The 25,904-nt window shown below is 73.1% G+C and carries 24 protein-coding genes; 13 read left to right on the top strand and 11 right to left on the bottom strand.

Annotated elements, in window-relative coordinates; genetic code table 11:
• Positions 1–15: 15 nt before the first annotated feature.
• The 3 genes from GQF42_RS19075 to GQF42_RS19065 are packed head-to-tail and all read right to left on the bottom strand — an operon-like array spanning position 16 to position 2,352.
• Entirely contained in the window at positions 16–678 is a 663-nt protein-coding gene (locus GQF42_RS19075; RefSeq protein ID WP_158921506.1) for an ABC transporter permease, read from the bottom strand.
• A 1-nt stretch (position 679) separates the two neighbouring features.
• Positions 680–1,321: an ABC transporter permease gene (locus tag GQF42_RS19070; RefSeq protein ID WP_158921504.1), complete on the bottom strand. Its 642-nt coding sequence runs from the start codon at positions 1,319–1,321 to the stop codon at positions 680–682.
• A complete protein-coding gene (locus GQF42_RS19065) occupies positions 1,318–2,352 on the bottom strand; it encodes an ABC transporter ATP-binding protein (RefSeq protein WP_158921502.1) in 1,035 nt (344 codons plus the stop codon). The genes GQF42_RS19070 and GQF42_RS19065 overlap by 4 nt, the downstream gene beginning before the upstream one ends.
• A gap of 141 nt (positions 2,353–2,493) precedes the next feature.
• Here GQF42_RS19065 and GQF42_RS19060 point away from each other — a divergent pair, with 141 nt between their 5' ends.
• The 3 genes from GQF42_RS19060 to GQF42_RS19050 all read left to right on the top strand — a co-directional run bounded on the left by GQF42_RS19060 (position 2,494) and on the right by GQF42_RS19050 (position 5,592).
• Positions 2,494–4,011: an aromatic amino acid ammonia-lyase gene (locus GQF42_RS19060; protein WP_199272723.1), complete on the top strand. Its 1,518-nt coding sequence runs from the start codon at positions 2,494–2,496 to the stop codon at positions 4,009–4,011.
• The gene (locus GQF42_RS19055; protein ID WP_158921498.1) at positions 4,008–4,892 is read left to right on the top strand and encodes a MurR/RpiR family transcriptional regulator; all 885 of its coding nucleotides are present in this window, start codon (positions 4,008–4,010) and stop codon (positions 4,890–4,892) included. Before GQF42_RS19060 ends, GQF42_RS19055 begins: the two co-directional genes overlap by 4 nt.
• A 106-nt stretch (positions 4,893–4,998) precedes the next feature.
• Positions 4,999–5,592, top strand: coding sequence for a hypothetical protein (locus GQF42_RS19050; RefSeq protein WP_158921496.1), 594 nt, complete (start codon positions 4,999–5,001; stop codon positions 5,590–5,592).
• A 4-nt stretch (positions 5,593–5,596) separates the two neighbouring features.
• On the opposite strand, the gene GQF42_RS19045 is transcribed toward GQF42_RS19050, so the two are convergent.
• The 5 genes from GQF42_RS19045 to GQF42_RS19025 all read right to left on the bottom strand — a co-directional run bounded on the left by GQF42_RS19045 (position 5,597) and on the right by GQF42_RS19025 (position 9,274).
• Positions 5,597–5,971, bottom strand: coding sequence for a roadblock/LC7 domain-containing protein (locus GQF42_RS19045; protein ID WP_158921494.1), 375 nt, complete (start codon positions 5,969–5,971; stop codon positions 5,597–5,599).
• A gap of 29 nt (positions 5,972–6,000) precedes the next feature.
• The gene (locus GQF42_RS19040) at positions 6,001–6,498 is read right to left on the bottom strand and encodes a roadblock/LC7 domain-containing protein (protein WP_158930318.1); all 498 of its coding nucleotides are present in this window, start codon (positions 6,496–6,498) and stop codon (positions 6,001–6,003) included.
• Positions 6,499–6,544: 46 nt separating this feature from the next.
• Positions 6,545–7,339 (bottom strand): transcriptional regulator, encoded by a 795-nt coding sequence (locus tag GQF42_RS19035; protein WP_158921492.1) that lies wholly within the window; start codon positions 7,337–7,339, stop codon positions 6,545–6,547.
• Positions 7,336–7,722, bottom strand: coding sequence for a hypothetical protein (locus GQF42_RS19030; RefSeq protein ID WP_158921490.1), 387 nt, complete (start codon positions 7,720–7,722; stop codon positions 7,336–7,338). The genes GQF42_RS19035 and GQF42_RS19030 overlap by 4 nt, the downstream gene beginning before the upstream one ends.
• 169 nt (positions 7,723–7,891) lie before the next feature.
• Positions 7,892–9,274, bottom strand: coding sequence for a type III PLP-dependent enzyme domain-containing protein (locus tag GQF42_RS19025; RefSeq protein ID WP_158930316.1), 1,383 nt, complete (start codon positions 9,272–9,274; stop codon positions 7,892–7,894).
• A gap of 150 nt (positions 9,275–9,424) precedes the next feature.
• Between GQF42_RS19025 and hutU the strand changes: the two genes are divergently transcribed.
• Genes hutU through hutI form a run of 4 tightly spaced genes read left to right on the top strand, consistent with a single transcriptional unit; the run spans position 9,425 to position 14,884 of the window.
• Entirely contained in the window at positions 9,425–11,089 is a 1,665-nt protein-coding gene (hutU, locus tag GQF42_RS19020; protein ID WP_158921488.1) for a urocanate hydratase, read from the top strand.
• 53 nt (positions 11,090–11,142) lie between these two features.
• Positions 11,143–12,345, top strand: coding sequence for an allantoate amidohydrolase (locus tag GQF42_RS19015; protein ID WP_158930314.1), 1,203 nt, complete (start codon positions 11,143–11,145; stop codon positions 12,343–12,345).
• On the top strand, positions 12,342–13,679 hold the full coding sequence (locus GQF42_RS19010) for a formimidoylglutamate deiminase (RefSeq protein WP_158921486.1): 1,338 nt from the start codon (positions 12,342–12,344) through the stop codon (positions 13,677–13,679). The genes GQF42_RS19015 and GQF42_RS19010 overlap by 4 nt, the downstream gene beginning before the upstream one ends.
• 29 nt (positions 13,680–13,708) lie before the next feature.
• Entirely contained in the window at positions 13,709–14,884 is a 1,176-nt protein-coding gene (gene hutI / locus GQF42_RS19005) for an imidazolonepropionase (protein ID WP_158921484.1), read from the top strand.
• A gap of 31 nt (positions 14,885–14,915) precedes the next feature.
• Here hutI and GQF42_RS19000 read toward each other — a convergent pair whose 3' ends face one another.
• Together GQF42_RS19000 and GQF42_RS18995 are read right to left on the bottom strand one after the other, a co-directional pair.
• Positions 14,916–16,547, bottom strand: coding sequence for an RICIN domain-containing protein (locus GQF42_RS19000; protein ID WP_158921482.1), 1,632 nt, complete (start codon positions 16,545–16,547; stop codon positions 14,916–14,918).
• 1,052 nt (positions 16,548–17,599) lie between these two features.
• Positions 17,600–18,496 carry an RNA polymerase sigma factor SigF gene (locus GQF42_RS18995; protein WP_158930312.1) on the bottom strand — a complete coding sequence of 299 codons (897 nt, stop codon included), beginning with the start codon at positions 18,494–18,496 and terminating at the stop codon, positions 17,600–17,602.
• Between the two features lie 263 nt (positions 18,497–18,759).
• On the opposite strand from GQF42_RS18995, the gene GQF42_RS18990 reads away from it, so the two are divergent.
• From GQF42_RS18990 to GQF42_RS18965, 6 genes are all read left to right on the top strand, one after another.
• Positions 18,760–19,152 (top strand): STAS domain-containing protein, encoded by a 393-nt coding sequence (locus tag GQF42_RS18990; protein ID WP_158930310.1) that lies wholly within the window; start codon positions 18,760–18,762, stop codon positions 19,150–19,152.
• 278 nt (positions 19,153–19,430) lie between these two features.
• Positions 19,431–20,000, top strand: coding sequence for an ATP-binding protein (locus GQF42_RS18985; protein ID WP_158921480.1), 570 nt, complete (start codon positions 19,431–19,433; stop codon positions 19,998–20,000).
• 215 nt (positions 20,001–20,215) lie between these two features.
• Positions 20,216–20,944, top strand: a complete 729-nt coding sequence (locus tag GQF42_RS18980; RefSeq protein WP_158921478.1) for an LPXTG cell wall anchor domain-containing protein — start codon at positions 20,216–20,218, stop codon at positions 20,942–20,944.
• Between the two features lie 65 nt (positions 20,945–21,009).
• Positions 21,010–21,900: a COG1470 family protein gene (locus tag GQF42_RS18975; protein WP_199272721.1), complete on the top strand. Its 891-nt coding sequence runs from the start codon at positions 21,010–21,012 to the stop codon at positions 21,898–21,900.
• Positions 21,897–23,027 carry a hypothetical protein gene (locus GQF42_RS18970; RefSeq protein ID WP_158921476.1) on the top strand — a complete coding sequence of 377 codons (1,131 nt, stop codon included), beginning with the start codon at positions 21,897–21,899 and terminating at the stop codon, positions 23,025–23,027. The genes GQF42_RS18975 and GQF42_RS18970 overlap by 4 nt, the downstream gene beginning before the upstream one ends.
• Positions 23,024–24,301 (top strand): hypothetical protein, encoded by a 1,278-nt coding sequence (locus tag GQF42_RS18965; protein WP_407699499.1) that lies wholly within the window; start codon positions 23,024–23,026, stop codon positions 24,299–24,301. The genes GQF42_RS18970 and GQF42_RS18965 overlap by 4 nt, the downstream gene beginning before the upstream one ends.
• A gap of 71 nt (positions 24,302–24,372) precedes the next feature.
• Here the strand turns inward: GQF42_RS18965 and GQF42_RS18960 are convergent, their stop codons facing one another.
• Positions 24,373–25,878, bottom strand: coding sequence for an oligopeptide:H+ symporter (locus GQF42_RS18960; RefSeq protein WP_158921474.1), 1,506 nt, complete (start codon positions 25,876–25,878; stop codon positions 24,373–24,375).
• Positions 25,879–25,904: the final 26 nt, after the last annotated feature.

Genomic DNA, 25,904 nt, shown 5'->3' with positions numbered 1-25,904 from the left:
CGGACGGTGCGGCGGTCAGACGGTGCGATGGCGGAAGAGGAAGCGCTGGAGGCCGGCGAGGGCCACGTCCAGGACGACGGCGACGGCGGCGACCAGCACCGCGCCGCCGAGCACCTGGACCAGGTCGCGCTGGGCGAGGCCGTCGAAGACGTAGCGGCCGAGGCCGCCGAAGGAGACGTACGCGGCGATGGTGGCTGTCGCGACCACCTGGATCAGGGCGAGGCGCAGGCCCGTCATGATCAGCGGCAGTGCGAGCGGCAGCTCGACCTGACAGAGCACCTGGTGGCCGCGCATGCCCTGGCCGCGCGCCGCGTCCTTCACGTCCGGGTCGACGGCGGTCATGCCCGCGTAGGTGTTGGTGACGATCGCGGGGACGGCGAGGGCGACCAGTGCGACGTACACCGGCAGCATCGACAGGCCGCCGGCCAGGAAGACCAGCACGACCAGGCCGACGGTCGGCAGGGCGCGGCCGAAGGAGGCGAGGTTGATCGCGAGGAAGGCGCCCTTGCCGGTGTGGCCGATCAGCAGGCCGAGCGGGAGGCCGATGGCGGCGGCGATGAGCGTGGCCAGCAGGGAGTACTGCAGGTGCTCGGCGAGGCGGTGGGCGATGCCGTCGGGGCCGGTCCACTGGGCACTGCTGGTCAGCCAGGTGCCGAGGTTCTTCAGGAGCGTGTACATCTCAGGCTCGCCTCCTGGCCCAGGGGGTGAGGGCGTACTGGACGGCGACCAGGACCGCGTCGGCGACGACGGCGAGGAGCAGGGTGAGGACCACTCCGGCGATCACCGGGGTCGGGAAGTTGCGCTGGAAGCCGTCCGTGAAGAGCTGACCGAGGCCGCCGTCGCCGATGTAGGTGGCGACGGAGACGAGGGAGATCGACATGACGGTGGCGATACGGACGCCCGCGAAGATCACGGGGAGCGCGAGGGGGAACTCGACGGTGAGGAGCGTGCGCAGGGGGCGCGTGCCCATCGCCTTCGCCGCCTCCTTCACCTTCGCCGGGACCGAGTCGAGGCCCTCGACGGTGTTCCGCAGCAGGACGACCAGGGTGTAGACGGTCAGGCCGGTCACGGTGGTGGTGCGGGTCAGGCCGCTGACCGGCAGCAGCAGCACGAAGATCGCGATCGACGGGATCGTGAACAGGATGTTGGACAGGCCGAGCAGCGCGCCGCGCAGCCGGGGGACGCGGTGGGCGACCACGGCCAGCGGGAGCGAGATCAGCAGGCCGAGGGCGACGGCCGTCAGGGCGGCCTGGAGGTGGGAGAGCGTGAGGGTGGTGAGGTCGTCGGTGTGGGCCGATATCCAGGACCAGTCGATCGTCATGCGACCACCCGCACTTCGGCGTGGGCCCGGCCGGCGTGTTCGTGGATGTCGTCGCGGGAGGAGACACCGGTGAGGGTGCCGTCGGCGTCGACGCGGGCGATCAGGCCGGTGGGGGAGGCCACCGACTCGTTGAGGGCCGACAGCAGGGAGTCGCCGTCCGTCAGCGGGCGGACCGGGACCTCGGTGTCCTTCGAGGCCCAGTGCAGGGGCCTGCCCTGCGCGTCGAGGACGAGGGCCCAGGTGCCGCCTTGCGGCGCCGGTCCCTGGGGGACGTCGGCGAGGGTCTTGAGGGACAGCAGCTTCAGTCCGCGTTCGGCGCCGAGGAAGTCGGCCACGAAGTCGTCGGCCGGGCGGGCCAGGAGGTCGGCGGGCGGGGCGCACTGGACGAGGTGGCCGCCCGTGCGGAACACGGCGATCTGGTCGCCGAGGCGCACCGCCTCGTCGATGTCGTGCGTGACGAACACGATGGTCTTGCTCAACTCGTCCTGGAGCCTGAGCAGTTCGTCCTGGAGCTGGGTGCGTACGACCGGGTCGACCGCGCCGAACGGCTCGTCCATCAGCAGCACCGGCGGGTCGGCGGCCAGGGCGCGGGCCACGCCGACGCGCTGCTGCTGGCCGCCGGAGAGCTGGTGCGGGTAGCGCTTGCCGGCCTCGGGGGCGAGGCCCACGGTCTCCAGCAGTTCGGCGGCGCGGGCCCGGGCCCTCCTGCGCGACTGGCCCAGCAGGAGCGGGACGGTGGCGATGTTGTCGAGCACCGTGCGGTGCGGGAAGAGGCCGGCCTGCTGGATGACGTAGCCGATGGAGCGGCGCAGCTCGGCCGCGTCCTGCCGGGTGACGTCCCTGCCGCCGACGCGGATGGTGCCGGAGGTCGGCTCGACCATCCGGTTGATCATCCGCAGGGTGGTGGTCTTGCCGCAACCGGAAGATCCGACCAGGACGGTGACGCCGCCCTGCGGCATTTCCAGGGTGAGGTCGTGGACTGCTGTGGTGCCGTTGGGGAAGCGCTTGTGGACCGCGTCGAACTGGATCATGAGATGTCCCTTGCCCGGCTGTATAACGTCATGCAGAGTTCTTGGTGTGTGAATAGCTTGTCAACGGGTCGGTGTTAATCCGCTGTAACGGATGACCGAGGAGCAAGACCTGATGTCCGGGTTGAGGGGAGTTTGGGCGTGATGTCGTCTCGCATCGTGGACGCACCGTTGTCCGTGCCGTCCGCCAGGACCGCGACCGTGGTCCTGGACGGCTCCGCACTCGGCGTCGAGGACGTCGTACGCCTCGCCGACGGCGCCGCGCGCCCCGCCCCCGGGGCCGACGCGATGGTGCGCGCGGAGCACTCCTGGAACGCCGCCCGGCAGATCGCCGCGACCGGGCGCGTCTACGGCCGCTCCACCGGCGTCGGCGCCAACCGGAACGAGGACGTGCCCACCCGGGCCGCCGCCGGCCACGGCCTGCGCCTGCTGCGCAGCCACGCCGGTGCCATCGGCGCCGAGCTGCCCGCCCGGCAGGTGCGCGCGGCGCTCGCCGTCCGGGCCAACCAGCTGCTGGCCGGCGGCGCCGGACTGCGGCCGAGCGTGGTCACCGCGCTGTGCGAGGCACTGGAGTCGGGCGCGTATCCGGTCGTCAACGAGTTCGGCTCCGTCGGCACCGGCGACATAGCGGCCCTCGCGCAGGTCGGGCTCGCGCTCGCCGGGGAGCACCCGTGGCGCGGTGCCGGTGCCCCCGTCCCCCAGCCCCTCGACAACAACGACGCCCTCGCCCTGATCAGCAGCAACGCCTTCACGCTCGGCCAGTCCGCGCTCGCCCTGCACGAACTGCGCGGGCTCATCGGCGCCACCCAGGTCGTCGCGGCGCTCTCCCTGCTCGCCGTCGACGGCTCCCACGAGGCCTACGCCGCCCCCGTCCACGCCGCCCGCCCGCACCGGGGGAGCGCCGAGGCGGCCCGGCGGATGCGGGAGCTGATCGGCGCCGCGGACCGGCCGACCCCGCCGCTCGGCCGGATCCAGGACCCGTACGGCTTTCGCTGTCTGCCCCAGATACACGGTCCCGCGCACGACGCCGCCGACGCCCTGGAGCAGGTGCTGACCGTGGAGATCAACGCAGCCGCCGAAAACCCGCTCATCGCCCCCGAGGACCTCGCCGCCTACCACCACGGTGGCTTCTACCAGGCCCAACTCGCCCTGGCCCTCGACCACTTCAGGCTCGCGCTCACCCAGGTGGCCCGGCTGTCCACGTCCCGCCTGTCCACCCTCAACGAGCCCGCCTACACCCGGCTGCGGCCCTTCCTCGCCGACAACGAACCGGCCTCCTCCGGCGTGATGATCCTGGAGTACGCGGCCGGCGCCGCCCTCGGCGACCTGCGGGCCTTCTCCGCGCCCGCCTCGCTCGGCCACGCTGTACTCTCCCGGGGCGTCGAGGAACAGGCGAGTTTCGCCTCGCTCGCCGCGCGGCAGACCCTGCGCGCGTGCGGTGCGTATCGTCTGGTGGTCGGCTGCGAACTCGTCGCCGCGGTCCGCGCGCTGCGCCAGCGCGACCTGCGGCCCGACCCGGGGCTGCCGGCCGGCCGGGCGTTCGCGCTCGCCGAGCCGGTCCTCGACGCCGACCCGGCCGACCGGCCGCTCACGGACGACGTGACGGCGGCAGCCGCACTGCTCGACCGGTTCACGGACATCTGGAGGGGGAGCGCGACATGAGCGTGGACAGGAGTACCGGTACGACGGAAGGTGCGCCGTCCGGTGCCGTGGACAGTCCCGCGGGCCGGTTGCAGGCGCTCTTCGAGGGGCACCGGCTCACCCCGACCCAGCGCCGGATCGCGCACAGCATGGTCCGGCGGGCCGCCGACGTCCCCTTCCTGTCCAGCGTGGAGCTGGCCGAACTGGCCGGGGTCAGCCAGCCGTCGGTGACCCGGTTCGCCGTCGCCCTGGGCTTCGACGGCTATCCGGCGCTGCGCAGGCACCTGCGCGAGGTCGTCCCCGCCGAACCGGCCTCCGAGGCGGGCGCGTTCAACGAGTACCAGCAGGCCGTCGAGGCCGAGATCGAGAACCTGCGCCACCTTGCCGACCTGCTCGCCGACCCGCGCCCGGTGCAGAAGGCCGGCCGGATCCTCGCCGCCTCCCGGCCGCTGCCGGTGCTCGGCCTGCGCGCGGCGGCCTCCCAGGCGTACGGCTTCGCCTACTTCGCCGCCAAGGTCCACCCGGACGTCCGGCTGCTCAACGAGGGCGGCACGATGATCCAGGACCGCATCGACGCGGCCGTCCGCGCGGGCGCCCGCGCGCTGCTGTGCTTCGCGCTGCCCCGGCATCCGCGCGAGGTCGTCGACACCCTCGCCTACGCCAAGGACGTGGGCCTCACGACCGTCACCGTTGCCGACTCCGTGTTCGCGCCGGTCGCCAAGTACTCCGACCTGCTGCTGCCCGCCGCCGTCGGCACCGGGCTCGCCTTCGACACCGCGTGCGCGCCGATGCTGCTCGGGCGGGTGCTGCTGGAGGCGGTCTGCGACGACCTGCCCGAGGCGCAGGCCCGGCTGGAGGAGTTCGACGCGAAGGCGGCGACCCGGGGCCTGTTCGTGGAGTGAGCCTCTGAGGGGGCGCTCTCAGACTCGTCTCACGTTCCCTCGTTACCGTGCCCGGCCGACAGCACTGTGCCGACAGCACGGTGCCGGGACGACGAGGAGGCGGATCATGGGGCGCGGAGCACACGGAGCACAGGGCCTGGCTCGGGTGGCCGTCGTCGTACGGGCCGGGGCCGCACCGCTGTGGTGGTCCGGGGTGGCTGCGACCGGGTTCGGGGCGCTGCCGCCCGGGGTGGGCGGACGCCGGATCGGGGTGCTGGCCGGGGCCGCGATGTTCATCGTCGCCGCCGCCGTCGTACCCCTGGTACGGCGGCGGCGGTACGTCGTACTTGCCCGCGCGGCGACCCGCGCGGGCAAGTACGACGTGCTGCAGGACCGGGCGGTGACCGTGCGCAACTGGCGCCGGGGCCACCGCTGGTGGCTGCTGCTGGCCTTCGCCGCCGCCCTCGGCTCCGCCTTCGCGATCCCCGCGGCCGGCGGCATGCTGCTCGCCGGGCTCGGCACCGGGCTGCGGCTGAAGGCCGCCTGGATCGGGCGGCGCGAGCGGGCCGGGCAGACGCTGCTGTGGGTGCGCGTCGACTGGCTCGGCCGGCGCGGCGGACGCCCGGTGGGCAAGGCCGTGAAGGGCCTGCGCGGTACGGGCGTCGCGGCCGGCGACGCGGCCCCGGGCGGGGCCCGCCGCCGTAGTGCCGCACTCGTCTAGCGGTTCAGACCTCCAGGTCCTCCTCGATCCGCTTGAGCTGGTGCCGGGCCATCGCCAGGTTGGCCCGGCCGGCGTCGAGGACCAGGTAGAGGAACAGGCCGTTGCCGCCGCGGCCCTTGAGCAGGCGGATCAGGTGGTACTGGTCCGACAGCGTGATCAGGATGTCCTCGATCTCGGCCTTGAGGCCCAGGTGTTCCATCGTGCGCATCTTGGCGCGGATGACGTCGGTGTTGCCGGCCGCGGCCACGTTCAGGTCGAAGCTCTTGCTGCCGCCCATCGTGCCCAGCGCCATGCCGCTGGTGTAGTCGACGAGCGCGACGCCCGTGGCACCCTCGATGGAGGTGAGGGCTTCCTTCAGCGCGGTCTCGGTGTTGGCCATGGTGGTCCTTTCGAAACGTTCGGATGTGCTCAGCTGTCGGTCGTGGTGTGCGCCTCGGTGGTCGTGGCGCGGGGTGTGCGGGTGGGACGGGTCCGTGCGGGTGCGCTGCGGGTGGTCGTCGGACGTGCCGTGGCCCGGGCGGCGGCCTCGGCGGCGTCGAGCAGCTCCCCGATCCGGGCGCCGGCCCGGCGGCCCTCCAGGTGCAGCCGGCCGACGTTGACCCGGCCTTCGGCGAGCAGGGTCAGCACGGCGGTGCGGCCGGCCGCGTAGGTGGCGACGTAGCCGCCCTCGCCGCGCACCAGCAGCTCGCGCAGGCCGCCGTGCCCGGTGGCGTCGCTGATCCTTACGGCGACGCCGAGTGCGGCGGCGGTGAGCGCGGCGAGGCCCTCCGGGTCGACCCCGGGGGTGTCATGGGCGACGACCAGCCCGTCGACGCCCGCCGCCAGGGCGCCGGTGAGCTGCGGCACCCGGGTCCGCAGTCGGCGCAGCTCCTCCAGAACGGTCTGGAGGTCCTCCTCGGACACGATCAGCTCTCTCCTCTCGGCGGGGCGGTGCTCGGCGGGGCGGTGCCGTTCAAAGCGCCTCCAGCGCATCCCTGAGCCTCTTCAGCAGCGCGATGTCGGGGTCGGTGACCGGGGGTGGGTGGGCCGGGGCGGGGGCCGGGACCGTGGGGTGCGCCGCTACGAGGTGACCGGCCGCCGCGAGCCGGCGTACGTCGACCAGCGTGTGGAACGCCTGCCTGCCCAGGTCACGGGCGATTCCGGTGGCCGAGCGGATGCCGTCCACGCGGTCCAGGACCGCCCGCTGCCGGGGGGTGACCGGGGCGGCGGTGACCGGGTCCGCGCGGATCAGCGGTGCGCTGTCGGTGGCCGGGTCCGGCCACAGCCGGTGCAGCAGCAGGCGGCGGCGCAGCGTCTCGCGTTCCAGCGCGACGACCGGCACCGAGGGCAGCGGGCCGAGCCGGGGGCCGTTGTCGTAGCGGAAGCGGCCGGGGGCGCTGCTCGGGGCCAGCGTGAAGAACCCGGCGTCGTACAGAGCGTCCAGATGGCACAGTTCCAGCGCGCCTGACGGTAACTTGCCCGAATCCAGAAGGAGTTCGGCCGCTTGTGACGGGCCCGTGCAGTGCGCGGCGGCCTGCTGCCAGGCGGCGGTCGCAAGGGTGCCGTGGGCCGTGAGGAGCACGTCGAGGCCCGGGGAGCAGGGGCTCTCGGCGTGCACCACCCGGCCCTCGGCCAGGTACAGGGTGCCGTGCTCGCGGACCAGGACGCCGGTGGCCCGTTCCTCGGCGAGCCGGGTCAGCATCGGCGACAGGGCCCGGCCGGCCGAGGTGTCCCGTACCGGCAGCGGCGGTATGTGCGTCACGGTCATCCCAGCACCAGCCGCGCGGCCATCTCGCCGAGCCGGATCCGGGCGAGCGCGAGATTGCCGTCCTCGCGGCCGATCCACAGGTGCAGGAACACGCTGCTGTCGAAGGAGGTGTCCACGAAGCGCAACAGGTGGTAGCTGTCGCGGTTGCTGACGATCACGTCCTCGACCGGCGGCCCCTCACCGTCGGCCCCCGCAGTGAAGGCGCCGTGCTCGGCGGCCATCCGGGCCAGCTCGGCCGCCTCGGCGGCGGTCGTCTCATGGTCGCCGCCGGGGGCGTCGCCGACCGTGCCGAGCGCCAGTCCGCTCGTCCAGTCCACCAGCGCGGCGCCCCGCGCACCGGGCAACCGCATTGCTTCCAGCAGACACTCGTCGATTCCGGGCACCGTGGCTCCCCTCCCGCCTGGGAATCCGGCTGAGTGACGCAGACACTACGCAACGTGTGCGCGAGGGGTGAGGCCTTTGGCATTTTCCAGTGGAACATGCGTCCGGCGTACTAGTGTGGGTCAACTGACCTCTGTTGCGGGTGAGTTGATCCATTTCGCCGGGAGTACGTCAACGGCTCCCGGGCGCCCGCAGGGTGGTGAGCGCATCCGCGTGCGCCCCACCGGACTCCGCCACCACCTCGGCGACGGTCTGCGGCTCCCGTACGGTGGCGAAGGCGATGCCGCCCGAGCCGTCCGGAGCGAAGCCGTAGATTCCGGGCCGGGCGAGGGAGTTGTAGGCGTAGTGGTGGGCGAAGTAGTACGCGCCGGTGTCCAGTGCCGCCGCATGGTCGCCCTGCTCCAGCTCGGGCAGCGTCCGCCCCTCGGCGAGCAGGTCGCCCGAGAAGCAGGCCGGCCCCGCCACGTCCTGCACCACCTCCGGCCCCTGCTTGGGGCGCCCCTTGGCGTCGTACGCGGCGATCCGCAGCGGCCATGCCTCGGGCGCGTACACCGTCCGCGTCGCCACCTGCACACCCGCGTGCGTCACCGCGATCCGCCGCCCGCCCGCGCTCTTGGCGTACTCCACCCGTGCCACCACGGTCCCGTGCCGGGCCATGAGGGAGCGCCCGAACTCCGTCACCAGCCCGTACCGCCCGTCGAACAGCCCGGGCGCCTCCTCGGCCAGCACGCGCACGTACTGCGCGTACGTCGGTGCCGACGCCTCCGAGGCGAAGTCCACCGACAGCCCGCCACCGATGTCGAGCGTGTCGACCTGCCGCCGCCCGGCGCGTGCGTTGATCTCCTCCGCGAGCGCGTACGTCTCCGCCGCGCCCCGCGCCAGCAGCGGCAGCGGGATGCCCTGCGAACCGGTGTGCGCGTGCAGCCGGGTCAGCCACGGCCGCTCCAGGAACGCCCGGACGACCCAGTCGCGCGCCCCCTCGTCGCGCAGGCCCACCCCGAACTTCGCGGTCGCCGTAGCCGTGGAGGTGGCCCGGATGGCGCCGCCGCCGAGCTGCGGGTTGACCCTCAGGCCCAGCGGGGAGCGAGGGGCCGCCCGGCCGACCAGGGCGTCCAGCCGGTCCAGCTCCTGCGGGTTGTCGGCGTTCACGGCGATGCCCAGGGCCAGCGCCTCGCGCAGTTCGGCCGGTGTCTTCGCGGGCGCGTCCAGCACCGTCCGCTCCGCCGGAATCCCGGCCGCCCGCGCCAGTGCCAGCTCGCCCGGGCTCGCCACTTCCGCGCCGAGGCCCGCCTCGCGCAGCAGCCGCAGCACCGGCACCAGCGGGGTGGCCTTCACGGCGAAGGCGTGCAGCACCGGGGTGCCGGGCGGCACGGCCGCGTCGAACGCCGCCCGCAGGGCCGCCGCCGACTCCCGGATCCCGCTCACGTCCAGCAGTCCCACCACGGCCGCGTCCGGACCGAGCAGGCCCTGCTCCGCGGCGGCACGCACCGCCTCGTCCCGCCGGGCGACCCGCTCCCGCGCCTGTCGCACCTCGCCCGCAGCCCGGCCCTCGATGTCCCGTTCCACAGCTTCTCCCCTCGTGTCCGCCTTCGGTGCATCCAGCCAAACACCACCGGCGCGCGAAGAGGCCCGCCCTGATGTATTGACTAGTTCTATTCAGGCGGACAGGATGTGAATAGACGTAGTAACAGGAGGAGGCAGACGATGTCGGGACCCCGCCCCGTACGAGCACCGCGCGGCACGGAACTGAGCGCCCTGGGATGGCAGCAGGAGGCCGCCCTGCGGATGCTGCAGAACAACCTCGACCCCGAGGTCGCCGAGCACCCCGACAAGCTCGTCGTCTACGGCGGCACCGGCAAGGCCGCCCGCGACTGGCGCTCCTTCGACGCGATGGTGCGCACCCTGAGGACCCTCAAGCAGGACGAGACCATGCTGGTCCAGTCCGGCCGCCCGGTCGGCGTGATGCAGACCCACGAGTGGGCCCCGCGCGTGCTGATCGCCAACTCCAACCTGGTCGGCGACTGGGCCAACTGGGAGGAGTTCCGCCGCCTGGAGGCCCTCGGGCTGACCATGTACGGCCAGATGACCGCCGGCTCCTGGATCTACATCGGCACCCAGGGCATCCTCCAGGGCACCTACGAGACCTTCGCCGCCGTCGCCGCGAAGAAGTTCAACGGCACCCTGGCCGGCACGATCACCCTCACCGCCGGCCTCGGCGGCATGGGCGGCGCCCAGCCGCTCGCCGTGACGATGAACGACGGCGTCGCCATCTGTATCGACTGCGACCCGCGCGCCATCGAGCGCCGCATCGAGCACCGCTACCTGGACGTCAGGGCGGACTCCCTCGACCACGCGCTCCAGCTGGCCACCGAGGCCCGCGACGCCCGCCGCCCGCTGTCGATCGGCGTCCTCGGCAACGCGGCCGAGCTGGTCCCGCAGCTGCTCGCGATGAACGCCCCCATCGACATCGTCACCGACCAGACCTCCGCCCACGACCCGCTGTCGTACCTGCCGGTGGGCGTGGCCTTCGAGGACATGGCCGACGCCGCCGCCAAGGACCCGGCCGGGTTCACCACGCGTGCGCGTGAGTCCATGGCGAAGCACGTCGAGGTCATGGTCGGCTTCATGGACGCCGGCGCCGAGGTCTTCGACTACGGCAACTCCATCCGCGGCGAGGCCCAACTCGCGGGCTACGACCGCGCGTTCGCCTTCCCGGGCTTCGTCCCCGCCTACATCCGCCCGCTCTTCTGCGAGGGCAAGGGCCCCTTCCGCTGGGCCGCCCTGTCCGGCGACCCCGCCGACATCGCCAAGACCGACAAGGCGATCCTGGAGCTGTTCCCGGAGAACGAGTCCCTGGCCCGCTGGATCAAGATGGCCCGCGAGCGCGTCCACTTCCAGGGCCTGCCCGCGCGCATCTGCTGGCTCGGCTACGGCGAGCGCGACAAGGCCGGCGAGCGCTTCAACGACATGGTGGCCTCCGGCGAGCTGGCCGCCCCGCTGGCGATCGGCCGTGACCACCTGGACTGCGGCTCCGTGGCCTCGCCGTACCGCGAGACCGAGGCCATGCTCGACGGCTCCGACGCCATCGCCGACTGGCCGCTGCTCAACGCCATGGTGAACGTGGCGTCCGGTGCGTCCTGGGTGTCCATCCACCACGGCGGCGGCGTGGGCATGGGGCGGTCCATCCACGCCGGGCAGGTGACGGTCGCCGACGGTACGAAGCTGGGCGGCGAAAAGATCCGGCGCGTACTGACCAACGACCCCGGTATGGGTGTCATCCGGCATGTGGACGCGGGCTACGACATCGCGGAGTCGGTGGCGGCCGAGCGCGGGGTCCGGGTGCCGATGCGTGAGGGTGACGAGGCGTGACGGTAGAAGTGGGCGGAACGGCTTCCGCCCCCAGCGCCCCCTCCTTCCAGGAGATGTGGCGCGAGTTGCTTCCCGTCGGCCGTCACCCCGGCTCCGGCGGTTACCGGCGCTTCGCCTGGACCGGCGCCGACGCCGAGTGCCGGGCCTGGTTCAGGCAGCAGGCCGAGGGCCGCGGGCTGGCGTACGAGGTGGACCGGAACGGGAACCAGTGGGCCTGGCTCGGTGACCCGGCTGCCGGGGACGCCGTCGTCACCGGGTCGCATCTCGACTCCGTGCCGGACGGCGGGGCCTTCGACGGGCCCCTCGGGGTCGTGTCCTCCTTCGCCGCCCTCGACGAACTGCGCCGCAGGGGAGCGCGGTTCAGCAGGCCGCTGGCCATCGTCAACTTCGGGGACGAGGAAGGCGCGCGCTTCGGGCTCGCCTGTGTCGGCTCCCGGCTCACCGCCGGGCAGTTGACCGTGGAGCAGGCGCACCGGCTGACCGACGGGGACGGGATCACGCTCCCGCGGGCCATGGAGGCCGCCGGGTACGACCCCGAGGGCATCGGGGCCGACCCCGAACGGCTGGCCCGGATCGGCGCCTTCGTGGAACTCCACGTCGAACAGGGCCGGGCGCTGGACCTGTCCGGCGACCGGGTCGGCATCGCCAGTGCCATCTGGCCGCACGGCCGCTGGCGGTTCGACTTCCGGGGCGAGGCCAACCACGCCGGCACGACCCGGCTGGTGGACCGGCGCGACCCGATGCTGTCGTACGCCGAGACCGTGCTCGCCGCCCGCCGCGAGGCCCGGCTCGCCGGTGCCGTCGCCACCTTCGGCAAGATCTCCGTGGAGCCCAACGGGGTCAACGCCATCCCGTCCCTGGTGCGCGGCTGGCTCGACTCCCGGGCCGCCGACCAGGACACCCTGGACACGGTGGTCGGCGGCATCGAGAAGGCGGCCCGGGAGTACGCCGACGCCCACGGCATCGATCTCGACGTCGTACGGGAGTCCTTCACGCCCGTTGTCGAGTTCGACCACGCCCTGCGCGACGAACTCGGCCGCATCCTGGGCAAGGACACCGGACTGACGGTGCCCGTCCTCGGGACCGGGGCCGGACACGACGCCGGGATTCTCTCCGGGAGCGTTCCGACCGCCATGCTGTTCGTGCGCAACCCCACCGGTGTCTCGCACTCCCCGGCCGAGTCCGCCGCCGAGGACGACTGCGTGGCCGGGGTGCACGCACTCGCCGACGTACTGGAAGGGCTGGCCTGCAGGTGACCAAGGCGACCTACTGGCTGGAGCACGCCTGGCTCGACACCCACGTCGAGCCGGGCGTGGCTCTCGCCACCGAGGACGGGCGGATCAGCGCCGTCCGTACCGGCGTCCCCACCCCGCCGCCCGGTGCCGAGGTGCTGCGCGGCCTGACCCTGCCCGGCCTGGCCAACGCCCACAGCCACGCCTTCCACCGGGCGCTGCGCGGCACCGTCCAGGTCGGCTCCGGGACCTTCTGGACCTGGCGCGAGGTGATGTACTCCGTCGCCGACCGGCTGACCCCGGAGACCTACCACGCGCTGGCCCGCGCGGTGTACGCGGAGATGGCCCTGGCCGGCATCACGGCCGTCGGCGAGTTCCACTACGTGCACCACGCCCCCGGCGGCACCCCGTACGCCGACCCCAACGCCATGGGCGAGGCGCTGATCGAGGCCGCCGCCGACGCCGGTATCCGCATCACCCTCCTCGACACCTGCTACCTGTCCGCCGGCTTCGGCGAGGCCCCCAACGGCCACCAGCTCCGCTTCTCCGACGGCAGCGCGCAGGCCTGGGCGGCACGCTGTGCAGTTCTCAAGGAACGGGATCACGCACGGATCGGGGCGGCGATCCACTCCGTACGGGCCGTGCCCGCCGACCAGTTGGCGACCGTGGCCGGATGGGCCGAGGAGCGGCGGGCCCCGCTGCATGTGCACCTGTCGGAGCAGACCGCCGAGAACGATGCCTGCCTCGCCGCCCACGGCTGCACGCCCACCCGGCTGCTCGCCGACCACGGCGTGCTCGGGCCGCGCACCACCGGCGTGCACAACACCCACCTCACGGACGAGGACATCGCGCTGCTCGGCGCCAGTGGCACCGGCACCTGCATGTGCCCGACGACCGAGCGGGACCTGGCCGACGGCATCGGCCCCGCCGTCGCCCTCCAGCGGGCCGGCTCCCCGCTCAGCCTCGGCTCCGACAGCCACGCCGTCGTCGACCTGCTCGAAGAGGCGCGCGCGATGGAGCTGAACGAGCGGCTGCGCACCCGCACCCGGGGCCACTGGACGGCCGCCGCCCTGCTGCGGGCCGCCGGCGCCGACGGGCACGCCGCCCTCGGCTGGGACGCGGCCGGCACCCTCGAGGCGGGGGCGCTCGCCGACTTCACGACGATCGCCCTCGACTCGGTCAGGACAGCGGGCCCGCTGCCCAGGCTGGGCGCCGAGACGGCCGTATTCGCGGCGACCGGGGCGGACGTGCGGCATACGGTCGTGGGCGGGCGGCATGTCGTACGCGACGGGGCGCACACCCTTGTACCCGACGTGCCGCAGGCGCTGTCGGCCGCTGTCGAGGCCCTCCGCGACTGAACCCCATCGCCCCCCACAAGGACGACACCATGAGCAGCAGCACCGTCATCACCAACATCGCCACGCTGGTCACCAACGACCCCTCCTCCGGTGACGGATCCCCCCTGGGCCTGATCCAGGACGCGGCCGTCGTCATCGACGGCGACCGCATCGCGTGGACCGGTGAATCCAGCAAAGCACCCGCCACTGACAACCGGGTCGACGCGGGCGGCCGGGCGGTGCTGCCGGGCTTCGTTGACTCCCACTCGCACCTGGTGTTCGCGGGCGACCGCACGCAGGAGTTCAACGCCCGGATGTCCGGCCGCTCCTACACCGCGGGCGGCATCCGCACCACGGTCGCCGCCACCCGGGCGGCGAGCGACGAGGACCTGGAGGCGAACCTCACCCACTACCTGGCGGAGGCGCTCCGGCAGGGCACGACCACCTTCGAGACGAAGTCGGGCTACGGCCTCACGGTCGAGGACGAGGCCCGCGCCCTGCGCATCGCCGCGCGGCACACCGACGAGGTGACGTACCTCGGCGCGCACATCGTCTCCCCGGACTACGCCGACGACCCGGCCGCCTATGTCGCCCTGGTCACCGGCGAGATGCTGGACGCCTGCGCGCCGCACGCCCGCTGGATCGACGTGTTCTGCGAGAAGGGCGCCTTCGACGGCGACCAGGCCCGCGCGATCCTCACCGCCGGCAGGGCGAAGGGCCTGCACCCCCGCATCCACGCCAACCAGCTTTCCTACGGCCCCGGCGTCCAGCTCGCCGTCGAACTCGACGCGGCCAGTGCCGACCACTGCACGCACCTCACCGACACGGACGTGGACGCCCTGGCGAACAGCGACACGGTCGCCACGCTCCTGCCCGGCGCGGAGTTCTCGACCCGTGCTCAGTGGCCGGACGCCCGCCGTCTCCTCGACGCCGGCGCGACGGTCGCCCTGTCCACGGACTGCAACCCGGGCTCGTCGTTCACCTCCTCCGTCCCCTTCTGCATCGCCCTGGCCGTCCGCGACATGCGGATGACCCCCGACGAGGCGGTCTGGTCGGCCACGGCGGGCGGTGCGGCGGCCCTGCGCCGTACCGACATCGGCCGCCTCGCCCCCGGCGCCTTCGCCGACCTGACCCTTCTGGACGCGCCGAGCCACGTCCACCTCGCCTACCGGCCGGGTGTACCGCTGGTCGACGGGGTGTGGCGGCGGGGAGTGCGGGTGGCCTGAACGGCCTTACGCCCTGGGGGAGTCGGGGCTGTCAGGCGGCGCCCGCCCGCCACTGCTGGTCCGGGTCGCCGTCCAGCGGTTCCAGGGACACCCCGTACCGGCCGTCCGGGGTCACCGCGGTGTCTGGGGCGATGTCCGGGCGGATCGTGCCGTCGACGGCGACCGTGAAGCGGAGGTTGTCGCCGTTGTCGCCGTAGACCGAGTCGCAGGTCCAGATGCCCACGCCGCGGTCGGTCGCGCCCCGGCTGTCCAGGCAGAAGGAGTCGTCGGCCGCCGAGCGCAGGACGCCCAGGCGGGTGTCCACGCGCCAGCGTTGGGTCGGGGAGCCGGAGCAGCGGGCCGTGACGACGTCGTTGCCCTGTTCCAGGTCGCCGTCGCGGATGTCCAGGCAGCGGCCCGTGGCGAGGTTGACCACCTGGGCGAAGGCCGTTCCCGGGGGCTCGGGAGCGGGGGCCTGGGGATGTGCGGTCGGTGTCGGCGTCGGGCCCGGTGCAGACACGGACGCACTGGCTGAAGTCCGGCTTGGCGCGGGCGGGTTGGAGGAGGCCGACGGGGATGAGGGCGGGGTCGGGGACGCGGACGGGGACGTCGAGACCGTTGCCGTCACCGTCACCGGGGGAGGGGTCGGTGTCGCCGCGGTCGGCTCCTGGCCCGCGGGACCGTCCGGGGTGAGCAGGAACACCAGCAGCGGGGTCAGGGCCACGCCCAGGGCCGCCGAGGCCAGCAGGAGGCGTCGCGCGGGCGGCCAGGTCGCCCGTACCGAGGGCACTTCGTGGGTGGCCGGCGGCTCGTGCGCGCGCAGGTACGCCGTGCCGCGCCACGGCAGGAGGCCCTCCGCCAGGGTCTGCCGGGGCGTGTCCCGCAGGGCCCGCAGGTCCTCGAACGCGGCCGTGCAGTGCGGGCAGCGCGCCATGTGGGCGTCCAGATCGGCACTGCGGCGTGGGCCGTCCGGCCGTACGGCCTCCTCGATCAGCCGGCGGAAGTCGGCACAGCGCGGGTCGTCGGAGGCAGCCAGGCGCCGACGGAGACAGGCCTGGGACAGGGCCTGGAGCGCCTGTGGGGTGCCGTACGCCACGTCCGTGCCGCTCAGGCCGAGGAAGGCGGCGGTCCGCTCCTGCGGCTCCCGCTCCAGTACGCCGTACCAGATCAGGCCCTGGGTGCGGGAGGGCAGCGAGCGGAACGCGGGGAGGAGGGGCGGGGTGGGGCCGTCGGGCAGGCCGGACGCGTTCAGTACGAGCAGCAGGCCGGGGTCGACGCCCGCGGAGCGCTCGTCCTGCGCCCAGGCCGTCGCCAGCCTCGCCGTCAGCAGCAGGAGCCGGTGGCGCAGCGGGACGGCCGGGTCGACGCCGCGGGCTGTCTCGCGGGCCGCCGTGGTGAAGGTCTCGGCCGCCAGCCGCCGGGCGGCGGACTCGCCCGCGGCACACAGCCGGGCGTAGGCCAGGACCGCCGGGTGGTGACGTCTGCGCAGTTCCTGGAGCGCCGGGTAGGCGGTGGGGGCGGGGGAGCGGAGGAGGTCGGTGAGCCGGGAGTCCGCGGCGCCCTCGAGTCCTCCACCCGCCGTGGCCTCGCCCGCTCCGGCCCGGCCGCTCTCGGCGCCGTCCGTCCCGGCCTCGCGGGTTTCGGCCCCTTCCGGCCCGTCCCCGACGCCGTCCCCCTGAGCCATCGTCCAGCCTCCTCGTGACGCCGGGTGGCCGCGCCGTTGCGACCCCCGTCCGGCATACCAGCCGGTTTGGGGGCCCATGCTGGTGGAGGGGACCGTGCGGGAAAAGAGGTTTCCCCCGGTAACCGGATAACGGTTGGGGCCGGGGGCGGAGAGCCACGGGTCAGGGGGGCGGAGCCCGACGGGCCGGGGCGGAGGCTGAAGGCCGGGGGCTGGGGCCGCTGGCGGTGGCCGGTGGCCGGTTGCCGAGGACGGTGGCGGGGCCGGAGGAGGACTACGGCCGGGAGCGTCGCCGTGGCCCGGTACCAGCGGGGCAGGGGGTTGGTGGCTGGTGGCCAGAGGACCGTAGCCGGGTACGTTGCAGAGCCCCGGGGCGCCGGCGGGGCTGGTGGCCGAAAACGGCGGCGGGTGGAGGGCCGCGGCCGGGGATGCCGCGACGGGAGCGGTTGCCGGGAACGGTGGCGGGCCGGTGGCCGAGAGCCGCGGCCGGGGGCGGTCGCGGTGGCCCGGTGCCGGCGGTGGCTGGTGGCGGTAGCCGGTGGTCGAGCATGGTGGCGGCGGGTGGATGGCCGCGGCCGGGGATGCCGCGACGGGAGCGGTTGCCGGGAACGGTGGCGGGGTCGGTGGCCGAGAGCCGCTGCCGGGGGCGGTCGCGGTGGCCCGGTGCCGGCGGTGGCTGGTGGCGGTAGCCGGTGGTCGAGCATGGTGGCGGCGGGTGGAGGGCCGCGGCCGGGGACGCCGCGGTGGTCCGGGCCCGACGGGGCCTGTGGCTGAGTACGGGTCCGGTGGCCGAGCGCGGGGCCGGCGGGTGGAGGGCCGTGACCGCGGACGCCGCGGCGGTCCGGTGCCGACGGGGCCTGTGGCTGAGTACGGGTCCGGTGGCCGAGTGTGGCGGTGGGGCCGCAGGGCGGCGGCGGGCCGGAGACCGGTGGCGAAGGGGTGTGGCCGGTGATGAAGGGGCGGGGCCGGGGACGCCGCAGCGCCCCGGTACCGGTGGGGGCCGGTGGCCGGGGCGCTGCGGCGGTGTCGGCGGCGTCAGGGACAGGAGGTGGTGGTCACTCCTCCACCGTCAGCCCCCTGCGCAATCGCACCAGCGTGCGCGACAGCAGCCGGGACACATGCATCTGGGAGATGCCGAGTTCGTCGCCGATCTCGGACTGCGTCATGTTCGCCACGAAGCGCAGGGAGAGGATCTTCCGGTCCCGGGGCGGGAGTTCGGCGATCAGCGGCTTGAGCGACTCGACGTACTCGATGCCCTCCAGGCCGTGGTCCTCGTACCCGATCCGGTCCGCCAGCGCGCCCTCGGTCTCGTCCTCCTCGGGCTGGGCGTCCAGCGAGGAGGCGGTGTAGGCGTTCGAGGCGGCCATGCCCTCGACGACCTCGTCCTCCGAGAGGCCGAGCCGCTCGGCCAGCTCCGCGACCGTGGGCGCGCGGTCCAGCTTCTGCGCCAGCTCGTCCCCGGCCTTGGCCAGGTCGAGACGGAGTTCCTGCAGCCTGCGCGGGACCCGCACGGACCACGAGGTGTCACGGAAGAAACGCTTGATCTCGCCGATGATCGTCGGCATCGCGAAGGTGGGGAACTCCACTCCGCGCGAGAGCTCGAAGCGGTCGATCGCCTTGATCAGGCCGATGGTGCCGACCTGGATGATGTCCTCCATCGGCTCGCTGCGGGAGCGGAAGCGCGAGGCGGAGAACTTCACGAGCGCGAGGTTCAGCTCGACGAGGGTGTTGCGGACGTACGAGTACTCGTGCGTCCCTTCCTCCAGCGAGGCGAGGCGCTCGAAGAGGGTCTTGGACAAGGCCCGTGCGTCGACGGGACCGATCTCGTCGTACGGCGGGATCTCCGGGAGTCCCTCGATGGGGTCGAGGGGTTCGATGGCATGATCCAGCTGGTCCGGTGGGGGTGTCGACGTCGCGTTCTGGGTATGCGATGCGTCGAGCCGGGGTGACATGGTGTCCTCCATCGTTCTCGGCATATGGCAGCCGAAGCCAGTGCGTGCACTGCGGTGTGCGGCGCCTCCGAAGCCGACGTGGGCCCGTTGCGGGCCCGGTGGGAAATGTTTCCTTACTACCCCTACCGGCTTCCCTGAACCGATCGCAAGTGCGTTCTGTTCGAGTATGTCCGATTATGCGAGGTTGTTCGGGTGTCGAAGTGTGCTTGGAAGGCGTAATGTTCGAGGGCATCAGCAGCCACGACCTCGGGAGAGAGAACGGCATGGACCACGGGATGGTCGGCAGCGCACAGTCGGGCCGGCTTCTGGTGGAGGTGCGGGAAGAGGGCTCGAGCGCTGTCGTGAAACCGGCGGGTGAACTCGATCACCACACCGCCGATCTGCTGCGCGAGCCCCTCGACAACCTCCTGGCCAAGGGTTACTCGCGTCTTGTCGTGGACTGCACGCGCCTGGACTTCTGTGACTCCACCGGCCTGAACGTCCTGCTCGGCGCCCGGCTGAAGGCGGAGGCCGCCGGAGGCGGGGTTCACCTGGCGGGGATGCTGCCGGTGGTGGCCCGCGTGTTCGAGATCACGGGGGCCGAGGCGGTCTTCACCGTGCACGACTCCGTGGCGGCGGCCCTGGCCGGTGACGGCGCCGACGACCGCGCCGACTGAGCCCGGCCTGCTGCTTTCCGTCCTTCTGTCGTCCCGCTCTCCCGTCTGTCGCCCCGTCGAGGGGACCGCTATGTCCCATGCCGTCACCGGAGGCCCGGTGGAGGGGGCGAAATGGGGGGTGTTCCGCCGGGTCGGCCGGGCAGGAGAGGGCAGGAGGAGGCGGGAGTGCACAGAAGCAGGCAGGAACGGGCAAACAAGAAGACCGGTCGGTGTCGGCCGGTGCAGGCCCTTTGAATCGTTGAATTGTGAAACTGGTGGATCGGTGAGGTGAAGCGCTGATGAGCACCACCCGGCCTTGCTCGCCGGGCGACCGCGGCCCGGAGCCGGGCGGCGCTGCCGGGGTGTCCGAGGAGGGTGCGCCGAGCATGGGCGCGCCCGCGGGGGCAGCCGCGTCGTCCGTGTCGTCCGGCTCCGTCGACGGCATCGCGGGCACCGGCGGCCGGCAGGTCCGCCGTCTCGTACTGGAGGGGGAGAGCGGGGTCGTCCCGCTCGCCCGCGACTTCACCCGCCAGGCGCTGTACGCCTGGGGCTGGCTGCCCGCCGCGACCGCCGACCAGCGGGCCGCCGGCGAGGACGTGCTGCTCGTCGTCTCCGAACTGGTCACCAACGCCTGCCTGCATGCCGAGGGTCCCGACGAACTCGTCCTCGTCCGCTACGACAAGGTGCTCCGGCTGGAGGTCTCCGACCGTGGCACCGGCGAGCCCGCCCCGCGCACTCCGCACCGCGCCGGCCGCCCCGGCGGTCACGGCATGTTCATCGTGCAGCGGCTGTGCCTGGACTGGGGTGTCGTACGTGTTCCGGGGCGGGCGGGAAAGACGGTGTGGGCGGAGCTGGGCGCTCCGCTCTGAGGGCGGTTCGGTGCCGTCCGGGTGTCCGTCGTCTTCGGGCGCGGGCGCGTCTGTGGTGGCTCGTACGGCTCCCCGCTCCCCTTGGGGCGCTCCCCTCCGGGGCGCTCGCATCGTCACAGATCCTCCGTGCGCCTTGTCTTCCCTCCTTGCGACCCCGGGCGTACCTTGACGGCCGAATCTGATGTGTCGTCAGGAATGAATGGGGTGGACCGACCGTGTCGTACCCGAAACGAACCGCCGCGCTCGCGTCCGCCGCGGCGCTCGCCGGCTCGGTGGTGCTGCTGGCCGCGCCGGCGGCCCACGCCGACGTCATCGACGTCAACTACCGCTGCCAGACACCGATCGGGATCAAGAGCGCCGTCTCGCCCATCGACATGAAGGGCGTCAAGAGCGGCAGCGGCTACAAGATCACCATGTCCTGGCAGAAGGGCGTGTCCTCCAGCCCGGTCGAGCTGGGCAAGGGCGCGATGAGCCCGAGCGCCACCATCGTGCTGGGCGGTGCGGACAGTGGCACGCTGCCGGTCAGCGGTCCGCCCAACGCGGCCGCGATCCCTGCCAACACCCCCATCAAGATCAGCGACTTGAGCGGTACCTACACGCCGAAGAAGACCGGCAAGGTCACCTTCACGCCGGGCACGCTCACCATCAAGGCCCTCGGTACGACCACGACCTGCACGCCGACCAACAGCCCGGGGCCGGGACTGACGCTCGACGTGACGGCGGCCGGCGGCGGCTCGTCCTCCGGAGGCTCCTCCTCGTCGTCCTCGGGCGGCTCCTCCTCGTCCTCCGGTGGTTCCGCGTCGTCGTCCTCCGGCGGACAGCTCCCGCAGACCGGCCCGCAGGACTCGGCGGTCGCCCTCGGCACGCTCGGCGCCACGGTGTTCCTCGCCGGCGCGGCGGGCACGTTGTGGCTGACCCGGCGCGGCCAGTCCCTACGCCGCTGACCCCAGGCCCACGACCCGCGGCCGAGCCGTCCGCCGCCGCACCCCGGCCACCGCTGGAGCCGCCCATGCCGTCCGTCGCCCGCACCCTGCCCGTGACCCTGTGCCTGCTGTTCACCGCGCTGGGCGCGGCACCCCGTGCCGCCGCGGACACGGGCGCGGCCACGGACTGGTCCGCCGCGCCCGCGGGCGGCGCCCGCCCGTCCTTCTACGCCGAGGGCACGCCCGGAACGGTCCTGCAGGACACGGTGACCGTCACCAACTCCGGGCGCGCGCCGGTCGTCGTACGGTTCTTCGGTACCGGCCTGCGGACCGTCTTCGCCCGGAAGGCCGGGCAGGGGCTGCGCGTTCCCGCCCGGACCCGCGCCGAGGTGCCCTTCACGGTGACCGTGCCGACCGCGGCCACGCCCGGCGTCCGCTCCGGCGCCGTCGTCGTACGGGACGCGCGCGGGCGCACGGCGAGTGTCCCGGTCCGGCTGCGCGTCGGCGGTCCGGTGCTCGCGGCGCTGACCGTCGAGCACCTCGCCGTACATGCCCACAGCATGACGTACGACCTGGTCAACCGCGGTACGACCGTCCTTGTGCCGACCCTCGCGGTGCGCGCGGACGGTGTGTTCGGGCGGGTCCTGGACCGTGCCCCGCGCACGCTCCCGGTCCGGCTGAGCCCCGGTGCGCGCCGGAAGCTGACCGAGCCGTGGCCGGGCCGGCCCGCGCTGGACGCCGTCGACGTACGGCTGACGGTCACGGCGCAGGGCGGGGCGCACGACACGGCGACCGTGTCGGCACGGTTCGTGCCCTGGCCGGGGATGGCGGAGGCGGGCGGCGCGGCGCTGGCCGGGGCGGGCGCGGTGCTCGCCGTACGCCGCCGCCGAAGCAGGGCGTCCATCGGGCCGCGGGGTGCCCCGGTACAGGAACTCCCTTGCCCAGAGCACGAGTTGACGGAAGGGGTGGCGAAGTGAGCGGAACGGCAAGGCTTCTGCGGCTGTCCACGTGCCTGGCGGTGCTCGCGCTGCTCCTGCTCCCGCTCGGCACCCCGGCGACCGCGGCGGACGGGCCGACGGTGCAGCTGTCGGCGACCCAGGCCGGTACCGGCGGCTCGGTCACCGTCAGCGGGACCGGCTGGCGGTCGCACACACTGCTGATGCTGCTGATCTGCGGACGGGCCACCCCCTCCCGGGGCGTGATCGGCGGCACCAACTCCTGCGCCAACGGCGACGGGCGGGCCGTGACCACCGACGCGCAGGGATCCTTCAGCCGCGCACTCCCGGTCGCCGAACCGCCCGTGCCCTGTCCCTGTGTGGTGCACGTGGCCACGGTCACCGGGACCGCGGCGCAGGCGGACGCCGTCCTGGACGTCGCCGGGCATCCGGTCGCGCCGCTGCCCGCCGAGGACTCCGGCGGCCGGCTGGCGATCCTGTCCGACACCCGGCTGTCCGGTTCGAGCGGTCTGCTCACCTGGTTCGGAGCGCCGCCGAGCCGGTCCCTGGTCCTCACCGTCGGCAACACCGGCCTGGGCACGATCAAGGACCCGGTGTTCCAGGTCGGCTCGGCGCACGGCGTCTTCGCCCCGCAGTGGGACGACCAGCAGTGGCAGGGCACCCTCGCACCCGGCAGGAAGGCGCAGGTCAAGCTGCCGGTCGAGCTGACGGCCGGGGCCCACGGCGACTACACCGTGTCCCTGAAGTACGACGGCAAGGTGCTCGCCGAGCAGCCCTGGGGCGTGGCCCGTCCCTGGGGCGTGACCCTGTTCTGGATCCTGCTCTGCCTGGTGATCCCGGCCGCGTTGTTCCGCATCGGCATGGCCGTCGTGGACCGGCTACGGCCGCACCGCCCGGGCGGCGCCCGCCGCACCGGCGCCCGTCACAGCGACGTGAGCCGCACCGGCCCCTGGCGGTTGCCCCGGCCCGCCCTGCGGCTGCCACTGCCGGGCTTGCGCGCCGACGCCGAAGAGCAGCCCCCCTCGACTCCGGCCCTGCCGTGGTTCACCCCGGACTCCGTCCCGGGCGGCCCGGCCGGCCGGCTCTCCGCACCGCACACCGACAGCCCGTCGAGTCCTACGACTCCCACCACGAAGGGACCCACGTGAGCATCCGAAGGAGAGGTACGGCCGCGGGCGCGGCGCTGGCGCTGTGCGGTGCGGGCGTCCTGCTGGGCCTCGCCGCGACCCCCGCACAGGCGGCCGACGTGTCGTTCGCCACCCACTGTGTGCCGCCCGCCGGCATCACTCCCGTCGACGGCACCACCAAGGTCGAGATCACCGCGCCGGCCACGGCGAAGGTCGGCGACACGGTGGACGTCGTGTGGAAGTTCGTCCAGGCCGCCTCCAAGAATCCGAACATCATCGACCTGCCCGCGAACTCGGTCCAGCCCTCCGGGGTGCTGAAGGCGGCCGGCGCGCAGAGCGCCGACATCGCCATGCAGGGCCCGCGGCAGAACCCCGCGATCCCCAAGGGCGGTGACATGGTGCTGTCCGACATGAAGGGCAGCCTGAAGCTGACGAGCGCCGGCGAGGTGACGCTGACGCCGGACGCCTACACCGTCAACGCGATGTCGACCGACACCAAGTGCACGCCCAAGGAGACCGTCCAGAAGGCGGCGACGATCCAGGTGACCGGCGGCGGCACGTCCAGTACGACGCCGACACCGACGCAGTCGACGACCCCGACCCAGTCGGGCACACCCACCCAGTCGGCCACCCCCACCGCCACGTCCTCCGGCGGCAGCGGCGGGCAGAGCGACTTCACGGGCAAGGAGGTGCAGATCCCGTACGCCTGCAAGACCCCGATCGGCGACAAGAGCGCGACCTCGCCGGTGCAGATCAACGCGAAGAAGAACGGCGGGAACTTCGACGTCACCGTGGAGTTCAAGAAGTCCGTGATGGACAGCCCCGCCGACATCCCGGCGAACTCCGTGAAGCCGTCCATGGAGGTGGCGCTGGGCGGCGCCGACAAGGGCACGGTGCACGTGGAGGGGCCGACCAACGCGAACCCCATCAAGTCCGGCGACCCGATCACCATCCCCAACCTCACCGGCACCTACAAGCCCGGTGCCAGCGGCACTTCGACGCTGTCCCCGGGCGTGCTGACGGTCAAGGCGCTCGGGACGACCACGACGTGCACACCGACCAGGACGCAGGTGTCCCTGACCCTGGACACCAGCCAGCAGCCGGGCGGCGCCTCGGGCGGTACGTCCACCTCGGGCGGCTCGAGCGGCGGCAGCACCAGCGGCGGCTCCGGCGGCCTCGCCCAGACGGGCGCGAGCGACCACGGCGCGCTCAAGGCACTCGGTCTGGTGGCGGGCACGGCGATCCTGCTGGGCGGCGCGGTGTTCACGTTCATGCCGGGACGCAGGACGCGCTGAGCCCGGACATGTGAAAGAGGGCCATCGCATCCGGAGACGCGATGGCCCTCCTCGGGCTTCGGGGAGCTACGTCAGTGCACGTCGCCCATCAGCTTGTTGACCTTCTTGCGGTACATCCACACCGCCGCACCGGCGAGCACGGCGAGCACGGCCTCCAGGGCGACGAAGCCCTGCTTGTCGAGGTTCATGCCGCCGACGGCCGGGTTCGACACCAGCGCGGTGATCGAGTCGCCCGCGGTGACCGCGAGGAACCAGACACCCATCATCTGGGAGGCGTACTTCTTCGGCGCCATCTTCGTCGTCACCGACAGACCCACCGGGGACAGCGTCAGCTCACCGATGGTCTGCACGAAGTAGATCGCGACCAGCCACATCGCCGCGGCCTTGTGACCGCCGTCGGCGATCGACAGCGGGGCGAGGAAGAGGAAGAAGGACGCGCCGATCAGCACCAGACCGGAGGCGAACTTCACGATCGTGCTCGGCTCCTTGCCGCGCCGGTTCAGCCACAGCCACAGCCAGGCGAAGACCGGCGCCAGGGCCATGATCATGACCGGGTTGACCGACTGGTACCAGGAGACCGGGAAGCCCCAGCCGAGGATCGAGTTCTTGGCGCTGCTGTCGGCGAACAGCGACAGGGTCGAACCACCCTGGTCGTAGATCATCCAGAAGACGGCGGCGGCGACGAAGAACCAGATGTACGCCGAGACCTTCGACTTCTCGCCCGCGTCCAGGTCCTTGTCCCGGCGGATGCGGGCGATGACCAGGATCGGCACGATCAGGCCGATGACCGTGAGCGGGATCAGCGCCCAGTTCAGGGTGAAGTGGCCGGTGCCGCCGACGACGCCGTAGAAGACCGCGGCGATCGCCAGCCAGATCAGGCCCTTGCGCAGGGTGGCGGACTTCTCCTGGGCCGTCAGCGGGGTCGGGACCTTGCTGCTCTGCTCGCTCAGGTGACGGCCGCCGAGCAGGTACTGGGCCAGACCCAGCGCCATGCCGAGCGCGGCCAGCGCGAAGCCGAGGTGCCAGTTGACGTTCTCACCGACGGTGCCGATGACCAGCGGCGCGACGAAGGCACCGACGTTGATGCCGATGTAGAAGAGAGTGAAGCCACCGTCACGGCGCGGGTCGTCCGGGCCCTTGTAGAGGTGGCCGACCATCGTGGAGATGTTGGCCTTCAGCAGACCCGAGCCGATGGCGACGAGGCCGAGACCGACGAAGAAGCTGGCGGCCACGGGCAGTGCGAGGCACAGGTGACCGAGCATGATGATCAGGCCCGCGACGGCGACCGTCTTGCGGGGGCCGAGCACGCGGTCGGCGAACCAGCCGCCGGGAAGGGCGAGCAGGTACACGAGCGACACGTACACCGAGTAGATCGCGGTTGCCGTGCCCGCGCTCAGATGCAGGCCACCCGGGGCCACCAGGTACAGCGGAAGCAGGGCCCTCATGCCGTAGTAGGAGAAGCGCTCCCACATCTCGGTCATGAAGAGAGTGGCCAGGCCGCGGGGGTGGCCGAAGAAGGTCTTCTCGGAGCCGGGGGTGCCCGGGCGGACCGAGTCCTTCGTCAGGCTGGACGCCATGGTCGTTCCTTGCTGGTCGGGACGCG

The organism is Streptomyces broussonetiae, from assembly GCF_009796285.1.
GTDB lineage: Bacteria > Actinomycetota > Actinomycetes > Streptomycetales > Streptomycetaceae > Streptomyces > Streptomyces broussonetiae.
This window is presented reverse-complemented; position numbering and strand designations above follow the sequence as displayed.

Excerpts from the sequence above, each read along its gene's own strand:
- GQF42_RS19070 (WP_158921504.1), bottom strand. The coding sequence starts at position 1,321 with ATGACGATCGACTGGTCCTGGATATCGGCCCACACCGACGACCTCACC.
- GQF42_RS19055 (WP_158921498.1), top strand. The coding sequence starts at position 4,008 with ATGAGCGTGGACAGGAGTACCGGTACGACGGAAGGTGCGCCGTCCGGT.
- GQF42_RS18960 (WP_158921474.1), bottom strand. The coding sequence starts at position 25,878 with ATGGCGTCCAGCCTGACGAAGGACTCGGTCCGCCCGGGCACCCCCGGC.
- hutU (WP_158921488.1), top strand. The coding sequence starts at position 9,425 with ATGTCGGGACCCCGCCCCGTACGAGCACCGCGCGGCACGGAACTGAGC.
- GQF42_RS18975 (WP_199272721.1), top strand. The coding sequence starts at position 21,010 with ATGCCGTCCGTCGCCCGCACCCTGCCCGTGACCCTGTGCCTGCTGTTC.
- hutI (WP_158921484.1), top strand. The coding sequence starts at position 13,709 with ATGAGCAGCAGCACCGTCATCACCAACATCGCCACGCTGGTCACCAAC.
- GQF42_RS19015 (WP_158930314.1), top strand. The coding sequence starts at position 11,143 with ATGTGGCGCGAGTTGCTTCCCGTCGGCCGTCACCCCGGCTCCGGCGGT.
- GQF42_RS19000 (WP_158921482.1), bottom strand. The coding sequence starts at position 16,547 with ATGGCTCAGGGGGACGGCGTCGGGGACGGGCCGGAAGGGGCCGAAACC.
- GQF42_RS19060 (WP_199272723.1), top strand. The coding sequence starts at position 2,494 with ATGTCGTCTCGCATCGTGGACGCACCGTTGTCCGTGCCGTCCGCCAGG.
- GQF42_RS18985 (WP_158921480.1), top strand. The coding sequence starts at position 19,431 with ATGAGCACCACCCGGCCTTGCTCGCCGGGCGACCGCGGCCCGGAGCCG.
- GQF42_RS19065 (WP_158921502.1), bottom strand. The coding sequence starts at position 2,352 with ATGATCCAGTTCGACGCGGTCCACAAGCGCTTCCCCAACGGCACCACA.
- GQF42_RS18995 (WP_158930312.1), bottom strand. The coding sequence starts at position 18,496 with ATGTCACCCCGGCTCGACGCATCGCATACCCAGAACGCGACGTCGACA.
- GQF42_RS19075 (WP_158921506.1), bottom strand. The coding sequence starts at position 678 with ATGTACACGCTCCTGAAGAACCTCGGCACCTGGCTGACCAGCAGTGCC.
- GQF42_RS19035 (WP_158921492.1), bottom strand. The coding sequence starts at position 7,339 with ATGACCGTGACGCACATACCGCCGCTGCCGGTACGGGACACCTCGGCC.
- GQF42_RS18990 (WP_158930310.1), top strand. The coding sequence starts at position 18,760 with ATGGACCACGGGATGGTCGGCAGCGCACAGTCGGGCCGGCTTCTGGTG.
- GQF42_RS19050 (WP_158921496.1), top strand. The coding sequence starts at position 4,999 with ATGGGGCGCGGAGCACACGGAGCACAGGGCCTGGCTCGGGTGGCCGTC.
- GQF42_RS19045 (WP_158921494.1), bottom strand. The coding sequence starts at position 5,971 with ATGGCCAACACCGAGACCGCGCTGAAGGAAGCCCTCACCTCCATCGAG.